Genomic DNA, 18,754 nt, shown 5'->3' with positions numbered 1-18,754 from the left:
ATCAGCCTCAGATCTCACCGCCGAGATAAAGACGCTTGACCCGGTCGTCGGTCAGCAATTCGGCGGAGTTGCCGCTCAGCGCGACACTGCCGGTGGTCAGCGCATAAGCGCGTTGCGAGATACGCAGCGCCATGCGCGAATTCTGCTCGACCAGCAGAACGCTGACCTTCTCATCGTGGTTGATGGCGACGATCGAGCGGGCGATGTCCTGGACGAGTTTTGGCGCGACGCCGAGCGACGGCTCGTCAAGCAGGAGGAGCTTCGGCTTCGCCATCAGCGCACGACCGATGACCAGCATCTGCTGTTCGCCGCCGCTCATCGTGCCGGCGGCCTGCGAGAAGCGCTCCTTCAGCCGCGGAAAGCGCCCCAACACCATCTCCATCGACGCGGCGATCTCGGATTTGCTGGTGCGGGTGAAGGCGCCCATCAGGAGGTTGTCCCTGACCGACATGAAGGGGAAGACGCGGCGCCCTTCCGGCACCATGGCAATGCCCATCTTGACGATCTCGTCGGGGGCGGCGCCGTCGATGCGCTTGCCGCCGTAATGGATCTCGCCGGACCTGATCTTGCGCAAGCCGGTGATGGCGCGAAGGATCGACGACTTGCCGGCGCCGTTGGCGCCGATCAGCGCGACGGTCTCGCCCTCGTTGACCTCGAGCGAGACGCCTTTCAGCGCATACACGTGATCGTAATAAAGCTCGACATTGGCGAAGTTCAGGATCTGGTTCATAGGCCGATCGCCTCGTCTTCGCTGCCCAGATAGGCTTCGATCACCTTCTCGTTGGCCTGGATTTCCGACGGCGTTCCTTCGGCGATCTTCTGCCCGAAATTGAGGACCACGATGCGGTCCGAGATTTTCATCACGGCCGGCATATCGTGCTCGACAAGCAGGATGGTGAGGCCGAGATCGCGCAGGCGCCGCACCATCGCCACCATGCGCATCGTTTCGTCGTGGTTCATGCCGGCGAAGGGCTCGTCGAGCAGCAGGATCGAAGGATCGGTGGCAAGGCCGATGGCGATGCCCAGCGCCCGTAAATGGCCGTGCGGCAGGTTGCGGGCGGTCTCATTGGCAAGCGAGGAGAGGCCGAGCAGCGCCAGGATTTCGTCGGCGGAGGCGCCGAAGGCCACCTCGTCGGCCTTCGCCACGCCGGTGCCGAGGAAAAAGCCGAGAAGGCTTGCCTTCGAGCGCAGGTGATGCGCGATGACGACGTTGTCGCGCACGCTCATGTTCTTGAAGATGGTGGTCTCCTGAAAGGTGCGCACGACGCCCTTGCGGGCGGCGATATGCGGCGCCATGCCTGAGATGCGTTCGCCCTTCAGGCGCACCTCGCCCGTCGTGGGCTTGAGGAAGGACGAGATCAGCTTGAACAAAGTCGACTTGCCGGCGCCGTTCGGGCCGATCACCGACAGGATTTCCTTCTCGCGCACCGAGAAGGAAATGTTGTTGACAGCGACCAGACCGCCGAAGCGCTTGGTGATGCCAGAGACTTCGAGCATTTCGGCCATGGCTCAAGCCTTCTTCCGGATCGAAGCCGCGAGGCTGAGCAGGCCGTTGGGCAGCACCAGCATCAGGACGATCATCAGGCCGGAATAGATGAGCAGTTGGAATTGGCCCGTCTGGAACAAAAGGTCCCAGCCGAAATAGAGCACCAGCGTGCCAAGCATCGGCCCGAACACATAGCCGAGGCCGCCGAGGAAACAGTTCAGCATGAAGTTGACGGAATCGGTGACCGTGAAGCTCGACGGATAGATCGATTGCGAGATGGCGGCGAAGATGGCGCCGGCCACGCCGCCGAAGAAGGACGACACGGCGTAGGCGATGATGCGCAGATAAGCGATGTTGACGCCGATCGAGGAGGCCAGTTCCTCATTCTGCTGCAGCGACTGGCAAAGTTTGCCGATGCGCGAATTGACCAGCCGGTACATCACCCCGAAGCAGATCACCATCAGCGTGACCGCCAGAAGATAGAAGGCAAGCCGCGAATTCTGCAGCGTGGCGAAATCCGGAATGATGGTCAGGCCGAAGACCGACAGCGCGCCGGGCAGCGGGATGCTGACGATGCCCTTGGCGCCGTTGGTGATCGGCAGCGCCAGCGCGAGCAGCCGCGCCACCTCGGTCAGCACCAGCGTGACCATGGCGAAATAGACGCCACGCAGCCGCAGGATCGGCAGGCCGATCAGCACGCTCGCAGCGGCGCAAAAAAGTCCGGCCACCGGCAAGGTCAACCAGAACGACCAGCCATAGTTCATCACCAGTATGGCCGAGACATAGCCGCCCATCAGCGCGTAGGCGCCCTGGCCGATGTTGATGCGGCCGATGTAGAAGGTGAGCCACACGCCGGCGCTGGCGATGCTGAGCAGCGCCACCGAGGTCAGCGTGTAATAGAGGTCAAAGCGGCCGCTTGCCGAGATCGCGGCCGGCACGGCGATGAAGACGATCGCGAGGAAGGCCGCGACAGATGCGATTTTCATATTGCGGTTGCGGGTCATGGCGCCATCAACCCCACGGCTTGCCCATCAGCCCGTTGGGACGGATCGACAGGAACACCATCAGGGCGGCGAAGATGACGAGATAGGTGATGTCGCCATATTCGCGCAGCACGGTGAGGCCGACCGACTCCATCATGCCGAGAATGAAGCCGCCAGCGATCGCGCCGCCGACGACGCCGGCGCCGCCGATCATCACCATCAGGAAGGCCTTGATCGAGATCGGCCCGCCAATGCCCGAATTGACGCCGGTGATGGTGACCAGCAGCCCGCCGACGACGCCCGCGAGCATTGCGCCCATGGCAAAGCCGATCATCGAATAGCGATCGACGCGGACGCCCATCAGCTGGGCCGCGACGCGATCCTGGGCAAGCGCGCGCATGGCCCGCCCAACCCGGCTGTACTGCATATAGAGCACGAAGGCGGCGATGAAGACGATCGCCAGCACGCCGACGACCATACGATCGTAAGGCATGATGATGCCGGCATCGTTGAAGACGCCCTTGACTATCTTGGGAACGCCGCGCTGCTTTTCGCCGAACAGAAGCAGGATGACGGCGTCGAAGAAAAAGGCCGTCGCGGCAGCGAGCAGCATGGTGCTCTCCTCGCGATGGCTGCGCCTGATGACGGTGCGGAAGAGGAATTTCTCCATCAGCGCGCCGATGATGGCGAGCGTGACGCCAGAGGCGAGCAGCGCGACCACGAAAGGCAGGCCGAGCTGACCGTAGACGGTGTAGGTGATGAACCCGCCCAGCACATACATCTGCCCGTGGGCGAAATTGAGCACGTTCATCAGGGCGAAGATCAGGGTTAGGCCCAGCGCGATCAGCGCGTATTGGGCACCGAGATACAATCCGTTGGCGATGACCTGTTCCATGAATACCTTCGATCTTCCGCGGGGTCCGGCCTATCGGACCCCGCGGCAAGCTGGAGGAATGACGCTCGAAGGTGGCGCTAGTCGACGGAACCGACGAACAAGGTCTGGAAAGCGCCGTCCTTATATTCGTTGACCACCATCGGCACCGAAAGCTGGCGCTTCTGGCCGAAGGAGGTCATGCCGACATAGCTGAGCTTCGCGTCGCCCTTCAGGAAGGGATTGGGCGCCGAGAAAGTGTCCATGGTCTTCTTGAATTCCTCGACGTTGTTGATGGCCGCCGGATTGGCCTTCAAGGTCTCGATGATGTATTCGAGCGCATAGACCTTGGTGTTTGACTCGTCGTTGTATTCGCCGAACATCTTGGTGTAGCGGGCGACGAATTCCTTCATCGCGTCCGAGGCGATCTCCGGCGTGGAGGCGCCGCCGACGGAGATGAAGCCGTTGGCGTATTCGCCGGCGCCCTCTTCCAGGACCTTGGCGTCCTGCGCGGTTTCCGTCGAGATCAGGCCTTCATAGCCGAGCTCGCGGGCGGCGCGGATGAGCAGCGGCGCGTTGGCCGGGGCCACGCCGGACAGGACGAGCAGGTCGGGCTTCAAGGCGACGATCGGCGTCAGCACTGGCGTGAAGTCGCGGGTGTCATTCTGGTAGGTGTCGTTCTGGGCGACGACTTCCAGTCCAAGTGCCTTCGCCGCCTCGACGCCGCTGTCGCGCTGGCTGAGCGGGTCGGATTCATTGGCCGCGACAAAGGCGATCTTCTTCACGCCTTTGTTTTCCTTGAGATATTTGTAGATCGCAGGGCCTGACTGATAGTTGGCGATCATCCCGAGCACCGCATTGGAGGCCGGCTTCTGGTAGAGCGCCTTGGGGAAAGCGTAGGGAAAATAAATGATGCCGTTGGCCTCGGCGACGGGGCGCACCGCGGCGGCGCCGTCATCGACATTCGGCCCGACGACATAGTGGATGCCTTCCTGCGCCATTTTCTCCATGCCGGCGATGGCGCGCTTGGGATCCTTCTGGTCGTCGAAGGTCACGATATTGATCTTGTAGGTGTCGTTGCCGATCTTGACGCCACCTGTCTCGTTGATCCAGGCGGCGCGGGTCTGCATCGAGCGCACGTTCGACGTGCCCCAGGCGGCAGCGGGGCCGCTGGTAACGCCGACGAAGCCGATCTTCAGTTCCTTGTTTTCAGCCTGCGCGGACGAAATGCCGAGAGCGGCAAGCGCCAGGGTCGAGACGGCGCCGAGCGCCATTGATTTCAGAGTCGAGCGACGGTTGATCATAGTTTCAGTTCCCCTTGGTTATCGCGCTTTGTGTTTTGCTCATAGGCTGCGCGTATAGCGTAAGGGAAACCGGCCGAGGTCGATTGTCAACATCTTTCTTCATTATTGTATACAATGTCTGGGTCGACTGTGTGCGATGACCCGCAGACCCGCGAGAGGATCGGTATTCAAAAGAGGCCACGTCCGGCCAACCACAGCCACCCCGGCGAACTCCGATAAGTTCGCAGAGACCATAACGCAAAGAGGGTCGAGGCTTGTCGAAAACGCTCCGAGGAACGCCGCCCCAGGGAATCCTACTTCCCGCAATAGTTATCGTTGATGTAGTTCACCGCATTCGCGTCCGGTCCGACGCGGTGATACGCGCAGGCGCCCGCCGCCGTGGTGGTCATCTGCTGATCGTAATAGCGCGGACCGCCGAACAGCGTCTCGATGATGTCGTCGCTGGCTGGAACATAACGCTCCTGTTTGACGACGCGGTAGCGATGCTGTTCGCCAGCGGCGGCCGGGCCCGCCATCATGGCTGCTGCGGCAAGCACGAGCGCGGCGATTGCAAAATATTTCGTCATGGCAGCGACCTTCCGGCAATTCGGATCTGCAGCATAGCCAAAATCGCCAGCGGAACAAAAGTTCCCGTTTCCCGCTTGCGGTCGGTGAGTTCCTCGACACAGAAATTTGTGTGTTTGCGTTGGCGGTTGGCATGCGTTGGAGATTGGCCGAAATGCGCATCGCCATCGTCATCCACGGGCAGAGCAAGGAGCGAAGCGACGCGCGCAGACCCGAGGGTCCATTCCGTGACTTCAGAGTTCGCGCTCGAGGTGTCGATCGATCGCCGCCACGTTCAGCAGGAGCATTTGAGCGACCAGCAAGGATGGGCTGCGACAAAAACCGCAGCCGAGACCAAGACTCCTGTATGTTCGCCCGATTGCGATCAAGGAATTAGGAAGGAACTACCCAATGGACTTGTTCAAACTGGACGGCGACGTCGCGCTGGTCACCGGCGCCGGCAGCGGCATCGGTCAGGCGATAGCGGTCGGCCTTGCGGAGGCCGGTGCCGACGTCGCGTGCTTCGGTCACGCCTCGAAAGGAGGGCTCGAGGCGACGGCGCAGAGGATCACCGCGCTCGGCCGCAAGGCGCTTGCGATAACCGGCTCGGTGACGTCGGAAACCGATCTTGCCGCTGCCGTCGAGCGTATCGAAAGGGAGCTCGGCGCGCTTACGGTTGCCGTCAACAATGCAGGTATAGGCGGCGCACACGCGGCCGAGACCTTGCCGCTGGCCACGTGGGAAGAACTTTACGGCATCAATGTTGGCGGTGTGTTCTTATCCTGCCAGGCCGAGGCTCGCGTGATGCTGCCGCGCCGCAAGGGATCGATCATCAACGTGGCCTCCATATCCGGCTCGATCGTCAACCGTGGTCTCCTCCAGACGCACTACAACTCGTCGAAGGCAGCGGTCATTCACATGACCAAGAGCCTGGCGATGGAGTGGTCGGACCGCGGACTGCGGCTCAACGTGCTCAGCCCCGGATACACGCTGACCCCGATGAACCGGAGGCCGGAAGTGGCCGAGCAAGTGAAGAACTTCGAGCGCGATACGCCCATGGGTCGCCTCGCGGCACCCGAGGAGATGATAGGCCCGGCGGTGTTTCTGGCCAGTCGAGCCGCGTCTTTCGTTACCGGCATCGATCTTATCGTGGATGGCGGCTTCGTGTGCTGGTAGCAGAAGCGATGCACGGCGCGCTTCGCACTTAAATCGAAGGACGTCGCGGCCTTGGCAAGGCCGCGGGAAACTCGCGGCGGTCCGACACGAACCGGGACCGCCGCTGCATTTGTGCCAGGTCGCCCGCCTTCTCAAGCGCAGCGGCCGGCAGTGGCTAGTTATGGTGGATTTCCGTGCCCAGCACCTTCAGACACTCACGAATGAAGGCGGCAAGTGCAGTCCATCCTTTGGCCGAAACCATCGTGCCGTCTACATAGGCGTCGGTGGGCGAGAGGTCGACATAGGTGCCGCCCGCAAGGGTGACCTCCGGCTCGCAGGCCGCCAGCGCACCGACCTTCTTGCCGCGCACGACACCGTCCACCGCTATCAGAATCTGCACGCCATGACAGATCGTGAAGATCGGCTTCCCGGTCTCGTGGAAGTGGCGGACCATGGCCTGAACGCGCTTGTCGGTGCGGATGTATTCCGGCCCGCGGCCGCCGGCGCAGTAGACCGCATCATACTGGTCGATCTGCCTTTCCGCCTCCGAAAACGTCTTGTTGATCAGCGCGTAGTGTCCGGGCTTCTCGGTATAGGTCTGGTCGCCCTCAAAATCGTGCAGCGAGGTCTTGATCCGGTCTCCGGCGTTCTTGTCGGGGCACACGACATGGATGGTGTGGCCTACGGCTTCCATGGCCTGCTGATAGACGAAGATTTCGTATTCCTCGGTGAACTCTCCGGTCAGCATCAGTATCTTTTTGGCTGGCATGGTCTTCCTCTCGGTTGCGTGGCAGTGCAAGGCGCGCCTTGGGTTTTGGGCATCGGATTGTGGATGTCAGCAAAGGGCATGTTTCACCCGCTTGGAACGTCCGGCCGCCTATTCGAACGCAGGCAGGAGCCTGTCGCGCGAGTTCTCGATGTGCACCCGCATCGCCCTTCGCGCCGCGTTCGCATCGCCGGCTGCGAAAGCCGAGAGAATGGCTTCGTGCTCGTCGAGCGCCTCCTCGGTTACGCGCGAGTGGTACATGAGCCGGAAAATGTGAAAATGCGTGTGCTGGTGGTTCAGCGTCTCGCGGATGATCTCGTTCTGCGCGAACTCCATGATCTTGTCATGGAAGATCGCATCCTGGCGGGCGAAGTTGGAATAGCGAAGGCGCTCGTCCCTGCCCTCGCGGCGGGTCATGACCCCCGCCGCCTCTTGCAGGGCCGCCAGCCGGGCAGCGTCCAGGCCGGCCGCTGCCTTGGCCGCGGCGGCAGGCTCAAGCAAAAGGCGCAATTCGTAAAGCTCGTCAAAACGCCGGCGTGTGATCTGCGGTGCGGCGCGATAGCCGATCAGATGGGTCTTGATCACCAGGCCTTCGCCTTCCAGACGCCCGAGAGCCTCGCGGATCGGCGTATGGGAGACATCCAGTTCCCGGACGAGATTGTCCACGGTTATGCGCGACCCCGGCGCGATCTTGAGCGACATGAGTTGCTGGAAGATCGCCTCGTAGACGTCTCCCGCGAGGCTGTTTGCGCGCTGAATTCTGCCTGTCGGCCGCGCGTCCTCATCAAGCTTCACATCGGGGTTCTGCATCTTTTTGCCTCTTGACAGGAAGGACCACTAACACGATGCTCCGGCCAATTCAATCCTATATCCTATACGATTTTATAGCGGATACGCCTAAATGAAGCGATGGATCGCCGATCCATACTGGAAGGGCTCACTCGATGACCTTGTTCGCCGCAGCGCGATTACCGCGTGAGATCTTGTTCGGCAAAGGCCAGCGCCAGGTGCTGCCGCAGGTCGCATCCAGGCATGGCAAGCGCGCGCTCGTCTGCACGGACGAGCGCTTCGCGGCAACGGCCATATTCGACGAGATAATGACCGCGCTGAGGAATACCTCGGTTGAAATCCTTGTCCATGACCGCACTCTGCCGGACGTGCCTCGGGACAGCGTCGCGGTCTGTGTTGCCGAGGCGAAGGATTTCAAACCCGACATGGTCGTTGGGATCGGTGGCGGAAGCTGCCTCGACATGGCCAAATGCGCGGCGCTGCTGATCAGTCATGGCGGCAGGCTTCAGGACTACTATGGCGAGTTCAAGGTCCCGGGCCCAACGCTGCCGCTGATTGCCGTGCCGACCACCGCCGGCACCGGCTCGGAGGTGACGCCCGTAGCCGTCATTTCCGATCCGGAGCGCCTGCTGAAGGTCGGCATTTCAAGTCCTCACCTCATCGCCGCCGTCGCGCTATGCGACCCGGAGCTGACCGCGACTTGCCCGCCCGCGCTCACGGCAATTGCAGGCGCCGATGCCCTGACGCACGCCATCGAAGCCTTTACGGCGGCGAGACGCGGAACCGATCCGACACTGCCGCAGCAGCACGTCTTTGTGGGCAAGAGCGCTCTCACCGACCATTTCGCGCTATTGGCCGTCAAGCTTCTTGGCCGCAGCCTGGAAAGGGCCTACCGGGACGGTGCGGACGAGGATGCGCGCGCCGATGTGATGATGGGCGCCTTGGCGGCCGGCTGCGCCTTCGGCACGGCCGGGACGGCCGCCGCCCATGCCGTGCAATATCCGGTTGGCGCGCTTACCCACACGCCGCATGGGTTGGGGGTGGCGACCATGCTTCCCTACGTGATGAACTACAACCTGCCCGCCGCCGCCGGCGAGTTTGCCGAGGTTGGTGCCGCGCTCGGTCTTCCCCATGCCGACATTGAACTCAAGGACAGGGCTTCCGCGACCATCGCAGAGGTCTCACGGCTTTTCGGCGCGATCGGCATCACACGGACGCTGGCCGAACTGGGTTTGCCTGCCGGCAAGATCGAGTGGACCGCCGAGCAGGCGCTTGGCATCGACCGCCTGATCAAGAACAACCCCCGCCCTTTCGACGCCGCCGCGATGCGACGGCTGGTGCAAGCGGCCTATGACGGCGATATGCCGGCCAGTCTGATGTGAAACAGGAGACACCTGATGAACGCTTCTCCAGGGCTTTTGGATGAGGAGGACGTCTCCGAATATGCCACGTTCTCACACGGGCTCTATATTGGCGGGCAATGGCGGCCCTCGTCGGACGGGCGCGTTATCGAGGTGGTCGATCCATCGACGGAATCCGTCATCGCGGCTGTTCCCGATGCTACGCTGGCTGACGCCGCCGCCGCCGTCGACGCCGCGGCCAAGGCGGCGGCTGCTTGGCGCGAAACCGCCCCACGCAAACGGTCGGAGATCCTGAGACGTTGCTTCGAACTGATGACCGAGCGGGCGGAGACGTTGGCCGTGCTGATTTCGCTGGAGAACGGCAAGGCGCTGCGCGATGCACGCGGCGAAGTCGCCTATGCGGCCGAGTTCTTTCGGTGGAACGCCGAGGAAGCGGTTCGCATCAGCGGCGAGTTCGGCCTTGCGCCTTCCGGCGCAAACCGTATCGTCGTCGACTACCAGCCGATAGGCATATGTGTGCTGATCACGCCATGGAATTTTCCAGCTGCCATGGCCACTCGCAAGATCGCGCCGGCGCTCGCGGCCGGTTGTACCGTGATCCTGAAGCCCGCCAGCGAAACGCCACTGACTGCCTATGCGCTTGCCGCGCTGTATGAGGACGCCGGCGTCCCGCCCGGTGTCGTGAACGTTCTCACCACGTCCAATCCGGGACCGCTGACCGCTGCCATGCTGGCCGACCCGCGAGTGCGCAAACTCTCGTTCACCGGCTCCACCGGCGTTGGGCGCGTTCTTCTGGCCGAAGCCGCCAGGCACGTCATCTCCTGTTCGATGGAGCTTGGCGGCAACGCTCCCTTTGTCGTGTTCGACGACGCCGACCTGGAGGCAGCGCTCGACGGAGCGATGATTGCCAAGATGCGCAACGCCGGCGAAGCATGCACCGCCGCCAACCGGCTTTATGTCCAGGCGGGTATACATGATGCGTTCGCGGAGGGACTGCGCAAGCGCATGTCCGCCCTCAAGGTAGGCTCCGGCACGGACGTCGAGACCGAATGCGGCCCGATGATCACTCGCAAAGCCATCGAGAAAATCGACCGGCTCGTCAAAGACGCGGTCCGTCGCGGTGCAAAGGTGCTGTGCGGAGGCGCAGCCTCGGATGACAAGGGCTATTTCTACCCGCCGACGGTTCTTTGCGACGTTGCCCTGGATGCGGAGATGGCGCACGAGGAAATATTCGGTCCCGTCGCTCCAATCATGCGCTTCGACGATGAGGCCGAAGTCATCGCACGCGCCAACGACACCGAATACGGGTTAGCGGCCTATATCTATACGCGCGATCTGGCCAAGGGCATGCGCGTGGCATCAAGGATCGAGTCGGGTATGATAGCGCTGAATCGGGGCCTGATGTCCGACCCTGCGGCTCCCTTCGGCGGCGTCAAGCAGAGCGGCCTGGGACGCGAAGGCGGGCAAAAGCACGGCATCAGCGAGTTCCTGGAAGCCAAATATATCGCCGTGACGATGTGAGGGCGCAGGCGTGACCAGGGATCCGTTTCGCATCCGCGACCACGTTACGGAGTTCGACGATATCGTCGCCGAGATCGTTCGCCGCAGCGCGGAGACCCGGGCGAAAATCCCGAGCGTCGCCGATATCGCCTACGGACCGGACGCCGCCGAAACCGTCGATCTGTTCTTTCCCCTGGGAAAACGCGATCGCCTGCCGGTGCACATGTTCATCCACGGCGGCTACTGGCGCATGTTCTCCAAGCGCGATTATTCCTATGTCGCGGACACGGTGACGCGGGCGGGCGCGATCGCGATCATCGTCGACTATTCACTGATGCCCTCGGTGAGGATGGCCGCCATCGTCGAGCAGGTGCGCCGAGCCAAGCGTTGGGTGCTCGAGCACATCGCCGAGCATGGCGGCGATTGCGGCCGCCTGACGGTCAGCGGGCACTCCGCCGGCGCCCATCTGGCGACGATGCTGTTCAACGATGACGGCCGATCATCAAGCGTTAAAGGCGCGCTGCTGCTTGGCGGCTTGTACGAGCTGAAGCCTCTGCAGACCTCCTTCCTTGCCGCCGAGATCGCCATAACGGACGAGGAGGCCGCCAGCCTGTCGCCGCTGACACATCGCTTCGATCCCGCCGTAGAGGTCGAGATTGCTGTTGGAGCCGAGGAAACGCCGCCGTTTCACAGCCAGGCCGAGGCATTTGCGAAGCATCTGCGAAAACAAGGGCTGGCAGTGTCTCAAACTGCCCTCTCCGGTGCCAATCACATGAGCAGCGTTCGCGACCTTGGAGTGAGTGGAACCGAGGCATCGGATCGTCTGGCCAAGCTCATCGCCACATAGAGCCCTATCCAGATACCGCTGGCCTGCGAAGTGGAATGCTGCGCTCAATCCCGCTCAAGCGGCGCAGGCCGCAAGCGCGCCGGCTGCATGGGGCGGCTATGGCGACAAAAGCGTCAAACCGTAAGAGACCGTAGCCGCTCAAAAAGTTCCCCGCCTTGAAGGCTGCCGTCGCCCGAACCATCAGATGCGCAAGCGTCTCCGGCGACCTGCCGCGCGTCAGTCGCGCGATATGGACAGCCCGGCGAGAAGCGGCGCGTGCGCGGCAAGCCTGCGGGATAAGACCTCGGTGAAGAGCCGCACGCGCTTCGTCTTGCGGGACTCTCCCTGAGAAGCCAGAGCGTTCCGTACATGTGCAGGTCGGTTCCCGCACGCGCTTGGCGCGACAGAGAAACATTGTGCGCCTTCGAGCGCTTCATCCGCTCCTTGGGGACTGTCCACACCGCGGGCCCTTCCAAGGAAGGCAGCCAGATCGACGAGGTCTAGCCCGGTCACCAAGTCGCTGGTCGGCTCAGATCTCGAGCAGCGCATAGGGCCGGCCCGTCGGCTTCGCGACGTGCATGGCGACATTGTAGACTTTCGCGCCGCCGGGAGTTTGACCTTCGAAGGTGCCTCGATGCGCGTGACCATGCACGACGGCGCTCACCTTGAACCGGTCGATCGTTTCGGCCAGCCGGGAAGAGCCGAGGAACGGGAAGATTTCAGGCGGCTCGCCAGCGACCGTTTCCGCGATCGGGGCGTAGTGAAGCACAACAAGCGTCCGCTTGGCGCGGACTTGCCGCATGGCGTTTTCCAGCCGCATCGCCTCGCTGACGCTCTCGGCCACCATGGCCTTGATTGCCGGCTCACCGAAGGACCCGAGCATCCTCGAGCCGAACCCGCCAACAAAACCTTTGACGCCGACAAAGCCGACTTCCATCAGTTCCGTCGCCTGTCCGTCGAGGAGGTAAACGCCGGCCTGGCGAAGTGTCGCCGCTATCTGCTCGGCGCAACCGGATTCGTAGTCGTGGTTGCCGAGCACCGCGACCACGGGAATCGAGCAGGCCCGGAGATCCTCCGCCAAAAGCTCGGCCTCCTTCGGCTTGCCGAGATTGGTGAGGTCGCCGGTAAGCACCAGGACGTCGGCTTCGCGCGAAACCTCGCCGAACAGGTCGCGATGGGAGGTCTGGGCATCTTCCTGAACATGCAGATCGCCTACCGCGGCGACTTTGATTTTGCCGTTTCCGCTCGTTTTGCTTGCCCTGCTTTGTTCAGCCATCGTGAAATTCTCCAACGCCGCCGACACCGGCAAAGCCCCATTCCTTGACATCGATCTCGTAGTCGACCTGCGACAGCAGTCGACCGCGGCAGATCTTCATCCTCGGTGAAGGCAATTGCCGCTGCCTGGCGAGCCGGTCGAGCAGATCGTCAAGCAACCAGTCGGGAATGCGGTCCCGTTCGCTGGGATAGATCCAGCGGAAATTCAGCAACTGCATCAGCAGCACCTCCCAGTGAATGTCGAGATAAGACAGCAGCCTTTGCCAGTCGATCTGCTCATGTGCCTTGAGGATGGTATGGGCGATATCGGCGCCGTCGTGCCGTCCCCTGTCCTGGATGAAGCATTTCGACCAGATAAGTTCCGTAGGTCCGATGATCCTGACCCGGCTGCCCAGTAGCTCGACCTGCCGGGCATGCTCCAGCCACTGGTCCTCGACCTGCATGGTGCCGTTGGCGGAAGCAAAGATCACGTCGAAGAAATGCGGACCTTCGAAGACCTTCCCCAGCCAGCGATCGTCCTCGATCACGACGGCGTAGCCGATATCCTTGAAATGGGCGAGGATGCGCGGACAATCGCCTGCCTTGCAGAAGATATCGAGGTCCTTGGTCTGGCGCACGACGCCGGTATAGGCGCTCACCGCATATGTCCCGGCAACCAGAAAAGGAATGTCGGTGGCGGCGAGCTCCCGGATCGCGTGCGTATAGAAAGCTTCCGCCTCCGCGCTCTTCAGCGTCGGCTCCGCCTTGGCGTCGATCACAGGCAGCGTCGCCAGCACGCCCGGCAACTCGTCATCGGCCATCGACCGTTGCTCCGAGCTCAAATCTTCATCCGGGATGTAAACAGCAACCTGACCGGCTGGTTCCGTCGCCGGCGACTGTGGGTGAGCCTCACCTCAGTCCCCTTGCTTGCGGTATAGGCGCTCGGTTGCACGATCGCTCTCGCGGCGTTCGGCCGGTCCTCGATGCCGGCGAGTCAAAAGAGCATAAACGAGCACGAGCAGGAGAATAATCGGCCCGCCGATCACGACGAAGGCCCATAGATCGATACCGAGCATGGCTTTTCCTTCCCGGTTGGAGGCGGTCGGTCATCCGGCTAACCGAGTTGGCGGCCAAATGTTCCGCCCCGTCCGTGCGAGGCGACAGTCAAGCCGATCTCGACTCACGGCCGTGCCCATGCTCGCGTCCATGTTTACTGAAGAAGCGCGCTTTCCATGGAGAATGGGATCGCTGAAGGCCTTCCGCAGGCATTGCGGAGCCAATTGAAAGCCCGGTCTGCTTATCCTCGGTGGTGACACAGGAGCGCAGACCGGGCCTGCCTCGGTGAGGGAACTAAGGCCGCCGCACTCTGCGCCACGATCGGTCGCGCCGCCTTAACATAGGTTGTTGTCGCAAACGCCGATTGAAGGATGATGCCGTGTCCGATCACCGTTTCAGCGGCAAAGCGGCCATGCGCTATCGCAGCAAACGTTTTCGCAAACCGGTCGTGGTGCAGCCAGGTCGCATCGACCGTGACCGCGTCGTCGTGTCGGTGCTGGATGCGGCTGACGTGCTTTTGCACGATTGGCCCAAGCCTCATTTGAGGACACGGCGCCGCGCAATCCAGGCCTGCCTTGCGGTGTTGCGCAATCAGGAGCCGCCAAGGGTCGCACGCCAGGCTTTCATCGCTGCTGCCGAGGACGCCAGAATATTGCTTCGCGACCAGAGCTGAGATCAGACGCATCCCGGGTCCGCTATGGGCGAGCCGAGATTTGCCCGCCCCGATCTGAGCCAGCAGCCCAGCGGGATCGTTCCAGCAAAAAGGCGGCTCCCCACGATGGCCATGCCGTTTCTCCGATCAGGCGCTCGGTACGCCGGCGGGTGCGAGGGGGGACTCCCGAACCGCACCGAGCCGCATGTTCCGTGCAGCGGCCGACGGAACGTTTACCGGCGGACGTTGTTCTTCAACCAGGAGGAACGGTGATGGCCGACGACAAGAACAAGCGCGATTTCCGCGACCGCGACCGCGTATCGGGCGATGAGGAATATGAGGTCGCGTATTTCGCACGGAAATTCCAGCTGACGATGCCCGAAGCCCGGGAGCTTATTCGCAAACACGGCAATGACCGCGCGACGCTGGAGCGCGAAGCCAAGGCGCTTGGTTCCCGTTAAGCCGGAATCACCTGGCGCGGATGCGTCTGGCTGAAGCCGCCGGCGAAGGGAATGCGCGCGCAAAGCCAGTGTGATTGACCGAAGCGCCAACGCCTCCAGACGTGTCGTTGCAGCGCTTCAAAGAATTTCCACCTCCCTCTCATGGGTTAATGCGCGACCGTGAGACCGGGAGCATTCGTTGGCTGCAAGAGAAATAAAGCGCGGCTTAGGGAGGTGCGGCGTGATCAAATATCATCCTGTCCGTCTGAACGAACTCATCGAGCACTATATGGAAACGCGTTCCTCGCACCGCTCGCCGGTGTCGGTGGCCGCGGCCACGCGGGCCATCCTTACTGTCATGCCGGATTGCTCGGTAGAGTCTCCTCAATTGAGCAACATGATCGCGCGGTCGGCCGTCAAGCACGGACACGCCGTCAGCTTCGACTTGATGTCGGTTTAATCCGGCGAGGATCTCTCAAGGGGCCGCAAGGCCGGCGCGCCATGTCCAGCGGGTGACGCGCCGGATTGGTCGGCAGTGGGCTTGTCCAGCTGCGATTGGCAACACGAGAGGGGCGCGGCTGCGTCGTAGCCGGTGGCGGACACTCGCGGCAGCCGCTTCTCAGCGCTTGGCACACGACGCATGATCAATCGCGGCTCCGGCCCTCGAGATCGGTCATGCCCATTTCGACGCGATCTTGACCAGGCGCTTCCAAGGCCTCGTGGCTGGCCGCGACGGGATCGATAGCCGTGAAACCGAGCGCGAAAATCGCGGCTGTGATATCCTGCTCAGGAAAATACGCGTCTCCAGGACGGTGCACGAGCATCGGCGACTTTGTCGTCCATATGCGCTTCCTGCTCGCAGTCGTCCGCGGCAAACGGACGTTAACATAGGTAAGGTCGTTGCCCGATCGTTCTGTGTATCACGGACAAGAAGGATAAGGATGAGGCGGCCTCTGATCCGGAAGCTCGAGAAGTTCACGCGGCTCTCGCAGGCCGACAAGGACATGCTGCTCAGAATAGCGGCGCAACGGGTTCGACGTTTCGCCGCGCGCGAGGATATCATCCACGAGGGCGAGAAGCCCGAATTCATCAATCTGATCAGCGAGGGCTGGGCCTGCCGCTACAAGACCCTCGAAGACGGGCGCAGGCAGATCATCGCATTTTTCCTGCCTGGGGACCTGTGCGATCTGAATGTCTTCGTCCTGAAGGAAATGGACCACTCTATCGGCGCCATCACGCCGGTCGTGGTGTCGGAAATCTCGCGCACGGCCTTCGACGAAATGATGATCGGGCATCCGCGCATCACCCAGGCACTGTGGTGGGAATCGCTCGTCGCAGCGGCGATACAGCGCGAGTGGACGGTCAATCTCGGGCAGCGCGATGCACTGGAGCGCATGGCGCATCTGTTATGCGAGCTGTTCATCCGGCTGGAGGCCGCCGGCTGCACGAGCAATAGCAGTTGCGAGTTCCCGTTGACGCAGACGGAACTGGGCGAGACGCTGGGCATGTCGACGGTTCATGTGAATCGCACCCTGCAGGAGCTGCGCGCCTCGAACCTCATCGTGCTGAAGGACAGGACGCTGACCATTCCCAACCTTCAGGCATTGCAGGACGTCGCGCTGTTCAATCCCAATTATCTGCATCTCGATCGCGAAGGCAGGCATCTCGATGCCAATGAAGAGTGATGTCAAAGGGTCCGCCCAAAAAGCCGCTTGAACGCAGCCTGGCCGAGGTCAAGGCGGCCCTGCACGAGCATGCGAGTGCCGAAGCAGGGCTGCGCGCAAGCGAGGAGAACCTGCAGGATTTCGGAGAGGCCGCCTCGGACGTGCTTTGGATCCGCAACGCCGAGACGCTGCAGTGGGAATATCTGAGCCCGGCTTTCGACGCCATTTACGGCATGAGCCGTGAAAAGGCCCTGGCCGGCGACAACTTCGCCAGCTGGATCGACCTTGTCCTGCCTGAAGACCGCGAGCATGTGCTGGCCCAGATCGAGCGCATTCGCGACGGCGAAAGCGTCACCTTCGAATACCGTATATGCCGGCCGGCCGACAATGAGATACGCTGGCTGCGCAACGCCGATTTTCCGATGCGCGATGAAGGGGGAAAGGTCGCCCAGATCGGGAGCATCGGTCACGACATCACGCGTCAGAAGGAATGCGAGGAACAACACCAGGCCCGCTTCGCCGAATTGCAGCATCACGTGCGCAACACGCTGGCCATCATCCGCTCGATCGTGCGGCGCACGATGGAGAAGAGCGAATCCCTGGACGAAGCCGCGGCCCATCTGGAAGGCCGCATCAACGCCTTCGCCCGGGTCCAGGCGGCCATCACACGCCGCCCGTCGATCGGTATCAGTCTGGCATTGATCGTGGCGGAAGAATTGCGTGCTGCGGGCGGCCGGGAAGGCGAGAACCTGACGATCGACGGTCCGCCCGTGACGCTTGCGCCCAAGGCCGCCGAGACAATGGGGCTGGCCATCCACGAGTTAGCGACCAACGCCCTGAAATACGGAGCACTGTCTAGCCGCGCAGGCCGCATCGACATCCAATGGCAGCTGACAGAGGACCTGCTCCATTTCAAATGGATGGAGAGCGGATCCCACGATTTCAAACCCGTCGAGCGGCGCGGCTTCGGCTTGGAGGTCCTGGAGCGCACCTTGCCCTACGAACTCGGAGCGACAGTGGACTTGCGGCTCGCGCCGAGCGGGCTCAATTTCACGGCTGTCATCCCGCTTGGCGCCATAGGCGGCCAGTAGCACGACCACCGCTGTCGGCGACATGGTTGCCGCCCTCTTCCAGACTAGGCGCGATGTCCGTCAGCTGCTTCTGGAAAAGCGAGCCTCGTCCTCGTCCCTTTGCCGGCCGCCAAGCACTCCCGCAACGGCCGCGATGAAGGCGCCGATCACCAGCGACAATGCGCCAACCAGAGCAGTGGTGGCGCTTGCCTTGCGGGCCTTGTCGGCGGCCGCCTTGGCTTTGTTCTTGGCTTCCTCGACGCTGGCGAGGACCTCGTCCACCCGCTTCTGCGCATCGGCCTGTGGAAGGCCCGTCCGCGATGCCACCAGGCGGGCGAGATATGCCTTGTCATTCGCGCTCATTTCGCCGTTCGCAGCGCTGATTGCCAGTATGCGTGTCGCCTGCCCTGCGGCATCGGCATTGTTCTGAGGCGTGCCGGCCGGAGGTGTTGCAGCGGCTGCGTTATCGGCCGGCCGGAACAACGCGTCGACGAAATATCCAGCCAAATCATTGGCGGATGGCGACTGGGCCGACGAGGCCTGCGAAGCTGCACCGGCTGCGGCGCCGCTCAACAAGCCGGTCGTCGCCTGGGCGCCAGTGCCGACAATTCCCGAGATCGCCGAACCAAGGACGGTGGCCACCAGCAAGGTGGCAAGCGCCCAGGCCAGGAACCCGTGCGCGGTATCGCGGAAATACACCTCATCGGTATGAACGTTGACCCACTTGGTGCGAAGCCGTCCGGCAACATAGCCGCCAAGCGCGGATGACAGCCATTGCACTATGACCAGCCAGACCGCGGTCGACACGGCGAAAGTCGTCAGCGAAGCGCCGCCCCAGGGCGACATCATCGTCAGACCAAGCCCGGAACCGACGAGCATGAGAACAAGCGTCAAAGTGGCCGCGGCGAAAGCGCCTGCCACGATAGGTCCCCAATTGACGGCAGACGAAGATGTTTCGATCGCGGCTTCGTCGACCGCGGAAAAGGCATTGGTCATTGTCCGCTCCTACCGCGCGAAAAGCATCAAAAGGATGA

The 18,754-nt window shown here is 62.4% G+C and carries 22 protein-coding genes and 1 pseudogene; 9 read left to right on the top strand and 14 right to left on the bottom strand.

Going from position 1 to position 18,754, the window contains the following annotated elements:
* Window positions 1–7: 7 nt before the first annotated feature.
* From LB520_RS19235 to LB520_RS19210, 6 genes are all read right to left on the bottom strand, one after another.
* Window positions 8–730 (bottom strand): ABC transporter ATP-binding protein, encoded by a 723-nt coding sequence (locus tag LB520_RS19235; protein WP_224638498.1) that lies wholly within the window; start codon window positions 728–730, stop codon window positions 8–10.
* Window positions 727–1,506: an ABC transporter ATP-binding protein gene (locus tag LB520_RS19230; RefSeq protein ID WP_095768824.1), complete on the bottom strand. Its 780-nt coding sequence runs from the start codon at window positions 1,504–1,506 to the stop codon at window positions 727–729. Before LB520_RS19230 ends, LB520_RS19235 begins: the two co-directional genes overlap by 4 nt.
* 3 nt (window positions 1,507–1,509) lie before the next feature.
* Complete coding sequence (locus LB520_RS19225) at window positions 1,510–2,472, bottom strand: branched-chain amino acid ABC transporter permease (RefSeq protein WP_224638497.1); 963 nt, start codon at window positions 2,470–2,472, stop codon at window positions 1,510–1,512.
* Between the two features lie 25 nt (window positions 2,473–2,497).
* Complete coding sequence (locus LB520_RS19220; protein WP_095768826.1) at window positions 2,498–3,364, bottom strand: branched-chain amino acid ABC transporter permease; 867 nt, start codon at window positions 3,362–3,364, stop codon at window positions 2,498–2,500.
* A gap of 77 nt (window positions 3,365–3,441) precedes the next feature.
* Window positions 3,442–4,644: an ABC transporter substrate-binding protein gene (locus tag LB520_RS19215; RefSeq protein WP_095768827.1), complete on the bottom strand. Its 1,203-nt coding sequence runs from the start codon at window positions 4,642–4,644 to the stop codon at window positions 3,442–3,444.
* A gap of 293 nt (window positions 4,645–4,937) precedes the next feature.
* Window positions 4,938–5,210, bottom strand: coding sequence for a hypothetical protein (locus LB520_RS19210; RefSeq protein ID WP_095768828.1), 273 nt, complete (start codon window positions 5,208–5,210; stop codon window positions 4,938–4,940).
* A 388-nt stretch (window positions 5,211–5,598) separates the two neighbouring features.
* Between LB520_RS19210 and LB520_RS19205 the strand changes: the two genes are divergently transcribed.
* Window positions 5,599–6,363: an SDR family oxidoreductase gene (locus LB520_RS19205; protein ID WP_095768829.1), complete on the top strand. Its 765-nt coding sequence runs from the start codon at window positions 5,599–5,601 to the stop codon at window positions 6,361–6,363.
* A gap of 154 nt (window positions 6,364–6,517) precedes the next feature.
* Here LB520_RS19205 and LB520_RS19200 read toward each other — a convergent pair whose 3' ends face one another.
* Both LB520_RS19200 and LB520_RS19195 read right to left on the bottom strand, forming a co-directional pair.
* Window positions 6,518–7,111 (bottom strand): DJ-1/PfpI family protein, encoded by a 594-nt coding sequence (locus LB520_RS19200; RefSeq protein ID WP_224632572.1) that lies wholly within the window; start codon window positions 7,109–7,111, stop codon window positions 6,518–6,520.
* A 108-nt stretch (window positions 7,112–7,219) separates the two neighbouring features.
* Window positions 7,220–7,918 (bottom strand): GntR family transcriptional regulator, encoded by a 699-nt coding sequence (locus LB520_RS19195; protein ID WP_224638496.1) that lies wholly within the window; start codon window positions 7,916–7,918, stop codon window positions 7,220–7,222.
* 134 nt (window positions 7,919–8,052) lie between these two features.
* Between LB520_RS19195 and LB520_RS19190 the strand changes: the two genes are divergently transcribed.
* From LB520_RS19190 to LB520_RS19180, 3 genes are read left to right on the top strand one after another with little or no spacing between them, the layout of a single operon-like run.
* Complete coding sequence (locus tag LB520_RS19190) at window positions 8,053–9,279, top strand: iron-containing alcohol dehydrogenase (RefSeq protein ID WP_224638495.1); 1,227 nt, start codon at window positions 8,053–8,055, stop codon at window positions 9,277–9,279.
* Between the two features lie 36 nt (window positions 9,280–9,315).
* Window positions 9,316–10,779 (top strand): NAD-dependent succinate-semialdehyde dehydrogenase, encoded by a 1,464-nt coding sequence (locus LB520_RS19185; protein ID WP_411969906.1) that lies wholly within the window; start codon window positions 9,316–9,318, stop codon window positions 10,777–10,779.
* A gap of 10 nt (window positions 10,780–10,789) precedes the next feature.
* On the top strand, window positions 10,790–11,605 hold the full coding sequence (locus LB520_RS19180) for an alpha/beta hydrolase (protein ID WP_224527757.1): 816 nt from the start codon (window positions 10,790–10,792) through the stop codon (window positions 11,603–11,605).
* A 216-nt stretch (window positions 11,606–11,821) separates the two neighbouring features.
* Here the strand turns inward: LB520_RS19180 and LB520_RS19175 are convergent.
* From LB520_RS19175 to LB520_RS19160, 4 genes and pseudogenes are all read right to left on the bottom strand, one after another.
* Window positions 11,822–11,970: pseudogene (locus LB520_RS19175) on the bottom strand (LysR family transcriptional regulator); the annotation flags it as partial.
* A gap of 143 nt (window positions 11,971–12,113) precedes the next feature.
* Window positions 12,114–12,860: a metallophosphoesterase gene (locus tag LB520_RS19170; RefSeq protein WP_224638493.1), complete on the bottom strand. Its 747-nt coding sequence runs from the start codon at window positions 12,858–12,860 to the stop codon at window positions 12,114–12,116.
* Window positions 12,853–13,659, bottom strand: a complete 807-nt coding sequence (locus LB520_RS19165) for a hypothetical protein (protein WP_095768838.1) — start codon at window positions 13,657–13,659, stop codon at window positions 12,853–12,855. The genes LB520_RS19170 and LB520_RS19165 overlap by 8 nt, the downstream gene beginning before the upstream one ends.
* 93 nt (window positions 13,660–13,752) lie before the next feature.
* Window positions 13,753–13,914 (bottom strand): hypothetical protein, encoded by a 162-nt coding sequence (locus LB520_RS19160; RefSeq protein ID WP_181174855.1) that lies wholly within the window; start codon window positions 13,912–13,914, stop codon window positions 13,753–13,755.
* A 344-nt stretch (window positions 13,915–14,258) separates the two neighbouring features.
* Between LB520_RS19160 and LB520_RS19155 the strand changes: the two genes are divergently transcribed.
* The 3 genes from LB520_RS19155 to LB520_RS19145 all read left to right on the top strand — a co-directional run bounded on the left by LB520_RS19155 (window position 14,259) and on the right by LB520_RS19145 (window position 15,446).
* Window positions 14,259–14,567, top strand: a complete 309-nt coding sequence (locus LB520_RS19155; RefSeq protein WP_224527751.1) for a DUF982 domain-containing protein — start codon at window positions 14,259–14,261, stop codon at window positions 14,565–14,567.
* A gap of 251 nt (window positions 14,568–14,818) precedes the next feature.
* Complete coding sequence (locus LB520_RS19150) at window positions 14,819–15,007, top strand: DUF3606 domain-containing protein (RefSeq protein ID WP_095768840.1); 189 nt, start codon at window positions 14,819–14,821, stop codon at window positions 15,005–15,007.
* Between the two features lie 220 nt (window positions 15,008–15,227).
* Window positions 15,228–15,446: a hypothetical protein gene (locus LB520_RS19145; protein WP_224544276.1), complete on the top strand. Its 219-nt coding sequence runs from the start codon at window positions 15,228–15,230 to the stop codon at window positions 15,444–15,446.
* A gap of 184 nt (window positions 15,447–15,630) precedes the next feature.
* On the opposite strand, the gene LB520_RS19140 is transcribed toward LB520_RS19145, so the two are convergent.
* Window positions 15,631–15,810: a hypothetical protein gene (locus tag LB520_RS19140; RefSeq protein ID WP_224638492.1), complete on the bottom strand. Its 180-nt coding sequence runs from the start codon at window positions 15,808–15,810 to the stop codon at window positions 15,631–15,633.
* Window positions 15,811–15,927: 117 nt separating this feature from the next.
* Here LB520_RS19140 and LB520_RS19135 point away from each other — a divergent pair, with 117 nt between their 5' ends.
* Window positions 15,928–16,671, top strand: a complete 744-nt coding sequence (locus LB520_RS19135) for a Crp/Fnr family transcriptional regulator (protein ID WP_224527746.1) — start codon at window positions 15,928–15,930, stop codon at window positions 16,669–16,671.
* Window positions 16,671–17,741 carry a sensor histidine kinase gene (locus tag LB520_RS19130; RefSeq protein ID WP_224638491.1) on the top strand — a complete coding sequence of 357 codons (1,071 nt, stop codon included), beginning with the start codon at window positions 16,671–16,673 and terminating at the stop codon, window positions 17,739–17,741. Before LB520_RS19135 ends, LB520_RS19130 begins: the two co-directional genes overlap by 1 nt.
* 60 nt (window positions 17,742–17,801) lie before the next feature.
* Here LB520_RS19130 and LB520_RS19125 read toward each other — a convergent pair whose 3' ends face one another.
* Complete coding sequence (locus tag LB520_RS19125; protein WP_224638490.1) at window positions 17,802–18,716, bottom strand: hypothetical protein; 915 nt, start codon at window positions 18,714–18,716, stop codon at window positions 17,802–17,804.
* Window positions 18,717–18,754: the final 38 nt, after the last annotated feature.

This window comes from Mesorhizobium sp. CA12 (assembly GCF_020165255.1).
Taxonomy (GTDB): domain Bacteria; phylum Pseudomonadota; class Alphaproteobacteria; order Rhizobiales; family Rhizobiaceae; genus Mesorhizobium.
This window is presented reverse-complemented; position numbering and strand designations above follow the sequence as displayed.